Below are 12,873 nucleotides of genomic sequence, written 5' to 3' on the forward strand. Positions count from 1 at the left end.
AATCTGGGTGGACCAATTGTTGCCCGGGCTCATTGCTTTCGATCAAACGCCTTGCGCCGGTCGCGCGAATGGCACCCTTTGGCGCAGCACGGCGCTGTTGCAGGGCCGCGCGTCGGCTGGCCGTCGACGGGGATGACAAGGGTTCCCCCGCCGCACAGGGCGACGAATGCGCTGCCGGCGCGGCTGCCGCCTTCGGCGCTGCCGACAGGGCCGGTCATCGCCGGAACTAGCGCTACCAGTGCCAGGGCTTCGCCCAGACCGATCATCGCTCGTCCTCCTCGTCTTCGTCGTCGATCAGGATGCGCGAGGCAGCGCCTTCTGGATCGTCGAACTGGCCGTTGCGCAAGGCCCAGAAGAAGGCGGCTAGACCGGCAAGGCCCAGCAGCAGCGCAATCGGCAGGAGGAACAGGACAATGCTCACTTGGCAGCCCTTGCAAGTCGCAGCGAATTGGCGACCACCACCAGCGAGCTGCCGGACATGGCGATGGCAGCGATCAACGGGGTAACCAAGCCGGCAATGGCCAGCGGCACGGCGAACATGTTGTAGAGAATTGCCAAAGCGAAGTTCTGCCTCACCACGCTCATCGTCCGGCGCGAGGCGATGACCGCACGCGGCACTGCCAGCAGCGAATCCTGCACGAACACCATGTCCGCAGCCTGCAGGCCGACATCGCTGGCCGATCCCGGCGCCATCGAGGCATTGGCAGCGGCGAGTGCGGGCCCATCGTTGAGGCCGTCGCCCACCATCAGGACTTGCCGACCCTCTTCGCGCAACTCGGCAACCATGGCCTGCTTGTCTGCGGGACGCACCTCGGCCTGCGCGGCAAGGCCGGTTTCCAGCGCTACGTCGTCGACGGCGGATTGGGTGTCGCCCGAGATTAGCGAGCACTCGATACCTGCGCGTTGCAGGCGTTCCAGCGCTTCGGCGGCATCTGGTCGCAATTCGTCGCTGAACGGGATCGTGCGCGGTGCGGCTCCGCCCATTTGCAGCAGGACGGCAGTCTTGCCGCCACCTTCCGGACGGCGCAGCGCCACCTGCTGGCCGTTCCATTCGGCGAAGACGCCTTCGCCTGGGCGTTCGGTGACATTCGTGAGCGCGGCGGGGGTCTTGCCGGACAGGACCGTGGCCACGGCCTTCGACAGCGGGTGGCGGCTGTGCGAGGCGAGCGCGGGGGCGACTGCGGCCTCGTCCTCGCTGAGACTGGCGACAACGTCGGCATCGGGTTGCGGCTTGCCCAGTGTCAGCGTGCCGGTCTTGTCGAGCAGCACGCGATCGATTGTCGCCATGCGTTCCAGCGCGGAGCCGTCCTTGACCATGATACCGGCGCGCATGAGTGCCCCGCTGGCGACGACCTGGGCCACGGGAACGGCAAGGCCGAGCGCGCAGGGACAGGTGATGATCAGCACGGCGACGCCGATCACCAGCGCCTCGTAAACGCTCGCGCCCGCGACCAGCCAGCCGACTACGGTGAGCGCCGCCAGCGAGTGGACCGCCGGGGCGTAGAGCCGCGCTGCACGGTCGGCGATGCGGACATAGCGGCTGCGATTCTGGGTGCTTGCCTCCATCAGGCGGGCGATCTCGGCCAGTGTCGTGTCGTGCCCCGTGTGGCTGACGCGGACCTCGACAGGGGCCGAGAGGTTGAGCGTGCCAGCCAGTGCCTGCTTGCCCACGGCGAGGGTGATCGGCGCGCTTTCGCCGGTCAGCAGCGACTGGTCGAAGTTGCTGGTGCCGGAGATGATCTCGCCATCGGCGGCCAGCCGTTCGCCTGCGGCAATGCGCATGACCATGCCCGGCTGGAGGTCGGCCGATTCGACATAGCGTGTGCTGCCGTCGTCGCTCACCACCTGCGCGCCGCGCGCGGCCTGGCTCACCAGTGCCTCGACCCCGCTTGCGGCCTTGTCGCGCATCATGGCGTCAAGCACACGGCCCGCCAGCAGGAAGGTCAGCAGCATCAGCGCGCCGTCGAACCATGCATGTTCGCCGCCGACGATCACTTCATAGAGGCTCAACCCGCTGGCGATGATCACGCCCAGCGAGATCGGCACGTCCATGTTGGTCGTGCCCTTCCTCACCGCGCCCCAGGCGGAATTGAAGAAGGGGCGGCCGGCAAAGCCGATGGCGGGCAGGGCGATCAGTGCGGTGATCCAGTGGAACAGCTCGCGCGTGGAGCCCTCCGCGCCAGACCAGACGCTGACCGACAGCAGCATCACGTTCATCGCGGCAAAGGCGGCCACTGCGAGCGGGGCCAGCAGCGGGCGCACGGCGCTGGGCGGCTTTTCGGCGGCCTTCTTGCGCGGCTGGGCCTCGAACCCGATCCCTGCGAGGGCTTCCACCAAGTCGCGGTCGTCGATGGTGGCATCGTGCGAGACGGTGACCATGCGTGAGGACAGGTTTACCCGCGCATCGGCTACGCCCTCCAGCGTGCCGAGGCCGCGCTCGATCTTGCTCATGCACCCCGCGCAATGCATCGAGGGCACGGCAAGGACGCAGGTCTGGAATTCGGGAGCGGGCTCCAGCGCGGTCACTACAACCGCTCCTCTCTCCGCCAGGTGTTGGTGCCGTCATCGAGCTGCAGGCGCAGGATCCAGCGGCCTTCGGGCAGGGCTTCGACGGAGAGGTACTGGCCTTCGCCGATGCGGGTGAAGGTCATGTCCTGGTCCGGCATGCGGCCCACAGGGTGCCGGGCCGTGGCGCTGGCGGTGACAGGATCGGGCGCGCCGCGCACGTCCAGCACCAGCCTCCCGTCAGGCCGCCAGGTGGTGACCGTTTCCCATCCCAGCGCCTCGCTGGCCTCGGCTTCAGCCAACCAGCCGTTGAATTCCTGACTGGCGACGTAGGAATTCTGCACCACGACCCCGCCAAAGGTGCCCGCAGCGAAGGCGGCCATGGTGACGTTCACGGCGATCACCGTGCCGAAGAAAGCGAAGAGGATGCCGGTCATGTGCCAGCCAGTGAAGCGCTTGGCCATCAGTTGCCCTCCGGAGTTACGAAGCGAAGCTCGACCGCGTCGCTTTCCGCCTGTTCGTCTAGCGAAACCGCGCCGAGGCTGAAGCCCGTCGGCTGGGTTCCGCGCGGTGCCATAACATAGACGCGAACGGTTTGCGTGGCGTCAGGCGGCAGGTCCAGGTCGATGCTGCGGGCAGCGTCTGCGTTATTCATGGTATCGGACCACATCAAAGCTCCGTCCAGTCCCTCGATCGAGATGCGGGCCTGCCGCGGACGGCTTTCCATGTTGCGCAGCTTGACGGTGTAATTGTTGCGTATGCTGCCGTCGCTCATCAGCATGTAGGGCGGGTTGCGGTCTGCCGCGCCGACGATCTCGAGATGGTCGCGAGTGCCCAAGGCGAACAGCAAGCCAAGGCCGATGCCGCTCCAGACGAGGAAGTAGAGGACAGATCGCGGACGCAGGATCTTCTTCCATGTCGGACGATGGTCCTGCCCCCTGGTTTCGCCTTCGGAATCTTCTAGCGTGAGATAGTCGATCAGCCCGCGCGGCCGGCCCACATCGTCCATGACCTTGTCGCAAGCATCAATGCACAGCGCGCATGTGATGCAGGAAATGTCCGGACCCTTGCGAATGTCCCAGCCGGTGGGGCAGACGGCGACGCACTGATTGCAGTCGATGCAGTCGCCGAATTCGCCGGGGTTCTTCTCGGCCTTCTTGACGCTGCCGCGCGGTTCGCCGCGCCAGTCCTTGTAAGTGACGGTCAGCGACTTCTCGTCCATCATCGCGGTCTGGATGCGCGGCCAAGGACACATGTAGATGCACACCTGTTCGCGCATGAAGCCACCGAAAATGAAGGTGGTCATCGTCAGGATGAAGACCGTCGCATAGGCGACGAATGGCGCTTCCAGAGTCCAGAACTCGCGCACCAGCGTTGGCGCATCGGCGAAGTACATGATCCACGCGCCACCGGTCCAGAAGGCGATGACGAGGTAGATCGTCCACTTGAACAGCCGCCGCGCGATCTTGGATGCGGTCCACGGCGCGGCGTCCAGCCTCATGCGCTTGTTGCGGTCGCCGTCGACGAAGCGGTCAACGTGCTGGAACAGGTCTGTCCACACCGTTTGCGGACAGGTGTAGCCACACCATGCGCGGCCCACCATCGAGGTGATCAGGAACAGCCCGATGCCGGCCATGATCAGCAGTCCGGCGACGAAATAGAACTCGTGCGGCCAGATCTCGATGCTGAACATGTAGAACCGGCGGTGCGCGAGGTCGATCAGCACGGCCTGGTCAGGGGCGTAGGGCCCGCGATCCCAGCGGATCCACGGCGTTCCGTAATAGATCGCCAGGGTGACGAACATCACCAGCCACTTGAAGCGGCGGAATGGTCCGTCGATCCGCTTGGGATGGACCTTCTTGCGCGCCTGGTAGGTGCCTAGCGGGCTATGGTGGAGCTGCGGGTCAGGGCTGTTCATCGACTTCGATAGCGGGGTCGGCCGCTACCTCCACGAAGTCTTCGCCTCCCCCGAGCGAGTGAACATAGGCTGCCAGCATGCTGATCGTGGCCGGTTCGAGCCGTTCTCCCCAGGCCGGCATCATGCCAAGGCGAGGATTGAGAATTTGGCGTGCCACGGCCTCGCGACTATTGCCGCGCAGCCAGATGGCGTCGTTCAACCGCGGTGCCCCGAACTCGCGGCTCCCTTCACCGGTCGCGCCGTGGCACAGCGCGCAGTTCTCGGCATAGATTACCGCACCGGCGGCGTTGGGTTCGGCAAGATCGCTGAGCGACAGAACGTGGTCGACCAGCGCGTCAAGCCGCTCGCCTTCGATTGCTCCGGCAAAAGCCGGCATCTGGCCGGTGCGTGTTTCGCTGCTGTCCGGTTGCCGGATGCCATGCACGATAGTGTATTCGATGGCGCGGATGTCACCACCCCACAGCCAGTCGTCATCATTGAGGTTGGGGTAGCCCAGTTCCTGGTTACCCGCAGCACCTGAACCATGGCACTGCACGCAGTGGATCTGGAACGCCGCACGACCGCCTGCCACGGCTTGCTGCAACAAGTCGGCATTGTCGGGCAGGCGTTCCAGCGGAGTGACTGCCAGCTCTTCGCGGAACGACTGGCGCGCCATGTCTGCGGCGCTCATTTCCTCGGCCAGCTGGCCGCGACTGGTCCAGCCGAGCACACCTTCGGTGCCTTTCTCGATCAGCGGCCAGGCCGGATAGAGAATGACGTAGATCAGCGCCCACACCACTGTGGCGTAGAAGGTCCACAGCCACCACCGCGGCATTGGCGTATCGAGTTCCTCGATGCCGTCCCATTCATGGCCGACGAATTCGGTGCCGGTCGGTTCGTCGATGCGTTTGTTACCCATCGTTTTCGTCCTTGAAGATCATGTTGGCGGCTTCGTGGTGGCGGTGCTTGGCACTGGGGCGGAAAGCCCACAGCGCGAAACCGATCCACAGCAGCATCATGGCCAGCAGGCCCCAGCTGTCGGCCAGGTGGCGAAGGAATTCGTAGGTCGAGTGATCGGTCATCGGCCGGTCTCCGTCGCCAGTTCTTCCTGCGCCGCGGCGCTGTTCACGTCGACCAGGGTGCCGAGCATCTGCAGGTAGGCCACCAGCGCGTCCATTTCGGTCAGGCGGTCTGGATTGCCGTCATAGTCGCGCGACTGGGCGCCGGGGTAACGTTCCGCGAGGTCGCCTTCCGCCACATCGGGATCGCCCTGGGCAAGCAAGTCCTGCGCTGCGTTCTCGATATCGGTTTCGGTATAGGGCACGCCGACGATTGCCAGTGCTTCCAGCATGGCCGCAGGGTCCGCAATGGTCAGCGAGGTATCGGTGAGGAAGCCGTACTGCGGCATGATCGACTGCGGCACCACGCTTTGCGGGTTCGTAAGGTGCTGCACGTGCCATTCGTCCGAATAGCGACCGCCGACCCGCGCCAGGTCCGGCCCGGTGCGCTTGGAGCCCCACTGGAAGGGGTGGTCGTACATGGACTCGGCCGCCAGCGAATAGTGACCGTAGCGTTCCACCTCGTCGCGGAACGGACGGATCATCTGGCTGTGGCAGGTGTAGCACCCTTCGCGGATGTAGATGTCGCGCCCGGCCTGCTCCAGCGGAGTGTAGGGCCGCATGCCTTCCACTTCCTCGATCGTGTTGTCGATCCAGAACAGCGGGGCAATCTCGACAATGCCGCCGATGGCTACGGTGATGAAGGCACCGATGCCCAGCAGGGTTACGTTGCGTTCAAGCCGGGCGTGGCCGGAGACGGTTTGTTCGACGACGGGATCGGTCATCTCTTGGCTCCTCACTCGGCCGGTTCAGCCACGGCGGGACGGTCCGCTTCGGCATCGTAGGGGGTTTCGGTCATCGGGGCTTCGGTGCGCAGCTTGCCGGCGATCGTCATCCAGACGTTCCAGACCATCACGATGGCACCCGACAGGTACAGCAATCCGCCAAGCGCCCGCAGCGCATACATCGGGTGAAGGGCCGCAACCGTCTCGACGAAGCTGTTCACCAGGTAGCCCGTATTGGGATCGTATTCGCGCCACATCAGGCCCTGGGTCACGCCAGCGATCCACATCGAGGCCGCGTAGAAAACGATACCCACGGTCGCCAGCCAGAAGTGCCAGTTGACCATGCGCAGGCTGTAGAGGCGTTCACGGTTCCACAGGCGCGGGACCAGGAAGTAGACCGCCGCGAAGGTGATCATGCCGTTCCAGCCCAGCGCGCCGGAGTGGACGTGGCCGATGGTCCAGTCGGTATAGTGCGACAGGCTGTTCACGGCCTTGATCGACAGCATCGGACCTTCAAAGGTACTCATGCCGTAGAAGGCGATGGCCATGACCATCATGCGGATGATCGGGTCTGTGCGAATCTTGTCCCACGCGCCGTTGAGCGTCATCAGCCCGTTGATCATGCCGCCCCAGCTGGGCATCCACAGCATGATCGAGAACACCATGCCCAGCGTCTGCGCCCAGTCGGGCAGGGCGGTGTAGTGCAGGTGGTGCGGACCGGCCCAGATGTAGAGGAAGATCAGGCTCCAGAAGTGGATGATCGACAGGCGGTAGGAATAGACCGGCCGTTCGGCCTGCTTGGGCACGAAGTAATACATCATGGCGAGGAAGCCGGCGGTCAGGAAGAAGCCCACCGCGTTGTGGCCGTACCACCATTGCACCAGCGCATCCTGCACGCCGGAGAAGGCGCTGTAGCTCTTCGAGCCCAGCCAGCTGACCGGCACGGCCAGGTTGTTGACCACGTGCAGCATGGCGATGGTCAGGATAAAAGCGAGGTAGAACCAGTTGGCCACATAGATATGCGGCTCCTTGCGCTTTATGATCGTGCCGACGAAGACCACCAGATAGGCCACCCAGACAATCGTCAGCCACAGGTCGACGTACCACTCCGGCTCGGCATATTCGCGCGCCGCAGTGACACCAAGCAGGTAACCGGTGGCGGCCAGCACGATGAACAGCTGGTAGCCCCAGAACACGAAACGGGCGAGGCCGGGAAAGGCGAGACGCGCACGGCATGTGCGCTGCACGACATAGAAGCTGGTGGCGATCAGGGCGTTACCACCGAAAGCGAAGATCACGGCGCTGGTGTGCAGCGGACGCACCCGGCCGAAGTTGAGGTAGGGTTCGAAGTTCAGCTCGGGCCAGACCAACTGCAAGGCGATGAACAGGCCGGCGAGAAAGCCGGCGATGCCCCAGAACACCGTGGCGATGACACCCCAGCGGATAGGATCGTCATCGTAGCGTGAAGGATCTGCCGGGGTGCGCAGCACCCGCCTTGTGGCCGCATCGACTTCGGTCCGCCAAACCGTGGTGATCAGGCCGATAAAAGCGGCCAGTGCCACGATGGTCATCTGGACCGAGAATGCCCAGTCTTGTGCACCGGCAATGGCGACGATTGCCAAGAACAATATGACAAACCAGACGCCGGTCCGCGCCAGTGCATTTTCCATGATTCTACTCCGCTGGGTGTTCCGACTCGCTAGGGATGATCCGCCCTGACAACTTTGATCGCAATCAAAATATTTGAGAAGCGTCGAGAAATATTCGTTCAACCATTGCGCTGAATCAAAGCGCGGCCACCAGATCGGGCGCAGTTCGCCTCCATCCCGTTGAGACTCTGCTGCATCGGGCGGCGAGCACGGATGGAATGGAGAAGTGACGATGAAGACTGCGACGGTTGCCAAACTCGGTGGCGCAGCAATGGCTACGGCCCTGATGCTTGCTGCCAACCCCGCGGCTGCACAGGAAGCAGGCGATATCCAGGTGCGCGTTTTCGCTACGGGCGTGCTGCCCGATGGCGAGATCGACGAGGTCAACCTCGACCTCGTCGGCCTGCCGGCGAACACCCAGACCGAAGCCAGCGACAATGTCGTTCCGACGGTTGCCATCGAGTATTTCGTCTCGCCGGAATTCTCCATCGAGACGATCTGCTGCCTGACGCAGCACGATGTCGACGGCGTTGACGGTGCTGCGGGCACGGAGCTGGTGTCCGACGCGCTGCTGCTGCCGGCGACCTTCACCGCCAAGTACCACTTCAACGCTGGCGGCGTATCGCCCTATGTCGGTGCGGGTGTCTCCTACTTCATCTGGCTGGATGACGAGCCGGGTGCCACGGCAGTCGCGCTGGGCGCTGACGACTTCAACCTCAGCGACGAAGTCGGTTTTGTCCTGCAGGCCGGTTTCGACGTGCCGCTGGGTGACGACGGCTTCGGCTTCTCGGTCGATGCCAAGCGCTATTTCATCGGCACCACCGCGCGCTGGTACGCCAATGGCGTGAAGGTAATCGAGACCGAACATAACCTCGATCCCTGGGTCGTGAGCGCCGGTGTTTCCTACCGCTTCTGATCCACTGACTGGCAAGGGAAGGACATTTTATGGCCACTGACTTCAAGGACTGGCCCGCCATGGCGGCAAACCTGATCCCCGCGATCAAGGAACTGCACAAGGGCGCGCCAGGGGTCATGAAGGCCTTCCGCGAAATGGGTGCCGCCGCTCACGAGGGCGGGGCACTCGATGCCAAGACCAAGGAGCTCCTCGCCGTGGCGATCTCGGTCGCCGTGCGCTGTGATCCGTGCATCTCCTACCACGTGGAAGGGGCCCGCAAGCACGGCGCAACGCGCGAGGAGATTGCCGAGACGATGGGGCTGGCGGTCTACATGGGCGCCGGTCCCAGCGCCATGTACGCGGCGCAGGCCCTGGAAGCCTACGACCAGTTCGCCGAGAAGGCCGCCGGTTGACCTGACCGGTGGCCTTCCGGCCATTCGCCTGATCCGGGCTTGATCTGGCGCAAGGACAGCGCCAGCCGCAACAGCCACTCTGCATCCAGCCGGGCGGACAGGCCCGTTTGAGAGGACAGGACATGGCCCAGATCGTTGGCGGCTTCGCCGTATCGCATTCCCCCACCATCGCCTTTGCGCATGACGCAAAGAAGTTCGACGACCCGGTGTGGAAGCCGATCTTCGACGGGTTCGAACCGGTCAAGCAGTGGCTGGCCGAAACCAAGCCGGACGTGATCATCTACGTCTACAACGATCACATGACCTCGTTCTGGATGCGGCACTACTCGCATTTCGCCATCGGCATCGGCGAGGAATATGCCCCGGCGGACGAGGGCGGCGGGCCGCGCAAGTTGCCGCCGATCAAGGGCGATCCGCAGCTGGCCGAACACCTCGCTTTCGGCATGGTCGCCGACGATTTCGACCTGTCCTACTGGCAGGGCATGGGGCTGGACCACGGCGCCTTCTCGCCGCTCTCGGTCTTGCTGCCGCATTCGGACGAGGACGGCTGGCCGTGCAAGATCGTGCCGCTGCAGTGCGGCGTGCTGGAACTGCCGATCCCCAAGGCCAGGCGATTCTGGAACTTTGGCCGGTCCTTGCGCCGTGCGATCCAGAACTACCCGGCAGACATCAAGGTCGCCATTGCCGGTACCGGCGGCCTGTCGCACCAGGTCCACGGCGAGCGCTGCGGCTTCAACAATGTCGAGTGGGACCACGAATTCATGGACCGGCTCTCCACCGATCCCGAAAGCCTGATCGATATCCCCGTTGGCGAGCTGGTGAAACTGGGCGGCATGGAAGGGGCCGAGATCGTCATGTGGATGCTGATGCGCGGCGCGCTGGCACCCAAGGTCAACGAACTGCACCGCAGTTTCTTCCTGCCGTCGATGACGTCGATCGCCTCGATGGTGTTCGAGGACGCAGAGGAAGACCCGTCACCCGAGACCAAGGAGGAATATGCCAGCCGCATCTATGCCGACGTGGCGCCCGCGCTGGAGCTGGAGGGTACCTATCCCTTCACCATCACGCGCAGTGCCAAGGCGTGGCGGATCAACAATTTCCTCCATTCGATCACCGACCCCGCCTTCCGCGCGCGGTTCAAGACCGACTTCGAGGCGCTGGCCGACGAACACGCGCTGACCGAGGAAGAGAAGACGCTGATCCGCGACCTCAACTGGATCGGCATGATCCGCTACGGCGTGATCTTCTTCAACCTGGAGAAGCTGGCGCCGGTCGTCGGCCTCGGCAACATCGACGTTTACGCCGCGATGAAGGGCATGAGCGTCCCCGACTTCCAGAAGACCCGCAACGCGGCGATCAATTACGACGTCGCCAGCTGATCGCAATTGCCTTCACTCCCGTAGGCCTTAGGGTGCCGTTGAGGGATGGGCATGGCGAAACTGTTTGCGGCATTGCAGCGACTTGGACCCACGCTGGCGGGCGTGCTGGTACTGCTGCTGGTGCTGTTCCTACAGTTCCTCGACACACAGGCGCTGCAACGCCTGCGCTTGCAGGTCTTCGACACCTACCAGGTGATGTCCCCGCGCGAAGACAGCGGGCAGGAACTGGTGGCCGTAGTCGACATCGACGAGGCTTCGATTGCCACGCTGGGCCAATGGCCCTGGCCACGCACTGACCTTGCGACGCTGACCCGGCGACTGGGCGAGGCCGGGGCGACCGTGGTGGCCTACGACATCGTCTTCTCGGAGCCGGACCGGACCTCGCCAGAAGCAATCATTGCGCGGTACCAGCAACTGGGCCGCGGAGAGGGGCTGGATGCCAGCCTTGCCGACCTACCCAGCCACGACGACATTTTTGCCAAGAGCTTCGACGGCGTACCCGTGGTGGTGGGAGCTTTCCTCGATCCGCATCCAATTGGTCGGGACTTCGAGCCCAAGGCGCCGTTCGCGATCAGTGGTTCTTTGCCTTCGCGCGAGGTGCTTAGTTTTCCCGGTGCCTTGCTGCCGATCCCGGAGATCGAAGATGCTGCGTCTGGCGTGGGAACCGTCACAATCGGCAGCGACATTGACCAGATCACCCGCCGTGCTTCCCTCGTGGCGATCCACCAGGACGAACTGGTGCCCCTGCTGGCGCTGGAGGCCGTGCGCGTTGCCCGCGATGCCGGTTCTCCGATCCTGGTGGCAAGCGACGGGACCGGTCAACTGGATGGGCCGGGCGCGGCGGTTGCCATCCGGCTGGCGGACACCGAAATTCCCGTCAACGGCGCGGGCGAGATGTGGGTCCACTTCCACGCCGAGGGCTCGCATGACAACATTTCGGCTGCGGAGATCATTACCGGTGCGAAAAGCGATGCCGAATTGCGTGAAGAAGTGGAGGGCAAGATTGTCTTCGTCGGCGGCAGCGCGCAAGGCCTGCAGGACCTGATCTCCACCCCCTTCGACGACCGCATCGAAGGCGTATCTATCCACGCAGCCGTGGCCGAGCAGATCCTCGAGGGCGACTTTCTCGAACGGCCCGATTGGGCGTTGGCGCTGGAGATTACGCTCACACTAGGGCTCGGCCTGGGACTTGCTTTGCTGTTGCCGCGGATTGGGTCCGTATTTGGCGCGATGCTGTCCCTGGCGGCGATGGCGCTGGCAATTGCGGTCAGCTGGCTGGCTTTCAAGCAGGCGAGTTACCTCCTTGACCCGATCAGCACCCTGCTGGCGATCCTCGTCGTCTACCTCGTCCAGACCGCCTTCGTCTTCTTCCGCGAGGAGCAGCAGCGGCAGTACATCCGCTCGGCCTTCGACCGCTACCTGTCACCCGAAATGGTGCGCCAGATCGCTGCCAGTCCGGATAAGCTCGAACTCGGCGGGGAAGAGCGCGACATGAGCGTGCTGATGTGCGACGTGCGCGGCTTCAGCCGGATTTCGGAGCAGTACAGCCCGAAGGAAGTCATTGATTTCCTGATCGAGTTCCTAACGCCGATGAGCGACATCCTGATGGCCCACAAGGCCACACTGGACAAGTACATCGGCGATGCGATCCTCGCCTTCTGGAACGCGCCGCTCGATGACCCAGACCATGCCGCCAACGCTGCGCGGGCGGCGCTCGAAATGATTGCCGTTACCGACGAACTCAATCGCACCATGCCCGAGAAGGACGGCGTGGTGTGGCCGGGGGAGGTCAAGATCGGCATCGGGATCAATGCGGGCATGTGCTGCGTGGGCAACATGGGGTCCAAGAAGCGACTGGCCTATACCCTGATCGGCGACACCGTGAACGTGGCCTCGCGGCTGGAGGGGCTGACCAAGCAGTACGGCGTGCCGATCATGATCGGCGGTTCGATGGCCGAGCGGCTGCCCGGCTTCGCCATGCTCGAGCTCGACCGCGTGCGCGTTGTTGGCCGCGATGCGCCCGCCACGGTGGTCGCCCTGCTGGGCGACGAGCAGATGGCCGCGCAGCCCGCCTTTGTCGAACTCGCCAAGGCGCATGCCGAGATGCTGGAAGCCTATCGCCGGCAGGATTGGGCCATTGCTGCCAGGTCCCTTGCCTCAGCGCGCGAGCACTACCGAGTGTTCGGGATCGGCGGCCTGCATGACCTCATGGCAGGCAGGATTGCAGAACTGCGCGTCAATCCGCCACCCGCCGACTGGGACGGTGTCTTCCAGGCGATGCAGAAGTAGGCA

The 12,873-nt window shown here is 64.1% G+C and carries 13 protein-coding genes; 4 read left to right on the forward strand and 9 right to left on the reverse strand.

All coding sequences use genetic code 11. The annotated features are described in order from the left end of the window. Positions 1–29: 29 nt before the first annotated feature. Genes AAEO60_RS03210 through ccoN form a run of 9 tightly spaced genes read right to left on the reverse strand, consistent with a single transcriptional unit; the run spans position 30 to position 7,915 of the window. Positions 30–266, reverse strand: a complete 237-nt coding sequence (locus tag AAEO60_RS03210; protein WP_341672203.1) for a hypothetical protein — start codon at positions 264–266, stop codon at positions 30–32. Then, positions 263–421, reverse strand: a complete 159-nt coding sequence (ccoS, locus tag AAEO60_RS03215; RefSeq protein WP_341672204.1) for a cbb3-type cytochrome oxidase assembly protein CcoS — start codon at positions 419–421, stop codon at positions 263–265. The genes AAEO60_RS03210 and ccoS overlap by 4 nt, the downstream gene beginning before the upstream one ends. Then, the gene (locus AAEO60_RS03220) at positions 418–2,526 is read right to left on the reverse strand and encodes a heavy metal translocating P-type ATPase (protein ID WP_341672205.1); all 2,109 of its coding nucleotides are present in this window, start codon (positions 2,524–2,526) and stop codon (positions 418–420) included. Before AAEO60_RS03220 ends, ccoS begins: the two co-directional genes overlap by 4 nt. After that, positions 2,526–2,969: a FixH family protein gene (locus AAEO60_RS03225; protein WP_341672206.1), complete on the reverse strand. Its 444-nt coding sequence runs from the start codon at positions 2,967–2,969 to the stop codon at positions 2,526–2,528. The genes AAEO60_RS03220 and AAEO60_RS03225 overlap by 1 nt, the downstream gene beginning before the upstream one ends. Then, positions 2,969–4,423 carry a cytochrome c oxidase accessory protein CcoG gene (gene ccoG / locus AAEO60_RS03230; protein WP_341672207.1) on the reverse strand — a complete coding sequence of 485 codons (1,455 nt, stop codon included), beginning with the start codon at positions 4,421–4,423 and terminating at the stop codon, positions 2,969–2,971. The genes AAEO60_RS03225 and ccoG overlap by 1 nt, the downstream gene beginning before the upstream one ends. Beyond that, positions 4,410–5,321 carry a cytochrome-c oxidase, cbb3-type subunit III gene (gene ccoP, locus AAEO60_RS03235; RefSeq protein ID WP_341672208.1) on the reverse strand — a complete coding sequence of 304 codons (912 nt, stop codon included), beginning with the start codon at positions 5,319–5,321 and terminating at the stop codon, positions 4,410–4,412. Before ccoP ends, ccoG begins: the two co-directional genes overlap by 14 nt. Beyond that, positions 5,314–5,484, reverse strand: a complete 171-nt coding sequence (locus tag AAEO60_RS03240; protein WP_341672209.1) for a cbb3-type cytochrome c oxidase subunit 3 — start codon at positions 5,482–5,484, stop codon at positions 5,314–5,316. Before AAEO60_RS03240 ends, ccoP begins: the two co-directional genes overlap by 8 nt. Further along, positions 5,481–6,245 (reverse strand): cytochrome-c oxidase, cbb3-type subunit II, encoded by a 765-nt coding sequence (ccoO, locus tag AAEO60_RS03245; protein WP_341672210.1) that lies wholly within the window; start codon positions 6,243–6,245, stop codon positions 5,481–5,483. Before ccoO ends, AAEO60_RS03240 begins: the two co-directional genes overlap by 4 nt. An 11-nt stretch (positions 6,246–6,256) precedes the next feature. After that, the gene (ccoN, locus tag AAEO60_RS03250) at positions 6,257–7,915 is read right to left on the reverse strand and encodes a cytochrome-c oxidase, cbb3-type subunit I (protein WP_341672211.1); all 1,659 of its coding nucleotides are present in this window, start codon (positions 7,913–7,915) and stop codon (positions 6,257–6,259) included. 250 nt (positions 7,916–8,165) lie between these two features. On the opposite strand from ccoN, the gene AAEO60_RS03255 reads away from it, so the two are divergent. From AAEO60_RS03255 to AAEO60_RS03270, 4 genes are all read left to right on the forward strand, one after another. Beyond that, a complete protein-coding gene (locus AAEO60_RS03255) occupies positions 8,166–8,810 on the forward strand; it encodes an OmpW/AlkL family protein (protein ID WP_341672212.1) in 645 nt (214 codons plus the stop codon). Positions 8,811–8,839: 29 nt separating this feature from the next. Then, entirely contained in the window at positions 8,840–9,202 is a 363-nt protein-coding gene (locus AAEO60_RS03260; protein WP_341672213.1) for a carboxymuconolactone decarboxylase family protein, read from the forward strand. Positions 9,203–9,324: 122 nt separating this feature from the next. Beyond that, positions 9,325–10,581, forward strand: coding sequence for a gallate dioxygenase (locus AAEO60_RS03265; RefSeq protein ID WP_341672214.1), 1,257 nt, complete (start codon positions 9,325–9,327; stop codon positions 10,579–10,581). A gap of 51 nt (positions 10,582–10,632) precedes the next feature. After that, positions 10,633–12,870: a CHASE2 domain-containing protein gene (locus AAEO60_RS03270; RefSeq protein WP_341672215.1), complete on the forward strand. Its 2,238-nt coding sequence runs from the start codon at positions 10,633–10,635 to the stop codon at positions 12,868–12,870. The last annotated feature ends 3 nt before the right edge of the window (positions 12,871–12,873 follow it).

This window comes from Aurantiacibacter gilvus (assembly GCF_038289935.1).
Taxonomy (GTDB): Bacteria; Pseudomonadota; Alphaproteobacteria; order Sphingomonadales; family Sphingomonadaceae; genus Alteraurantiacibacter; species Alteraurantiacibacter gilvus.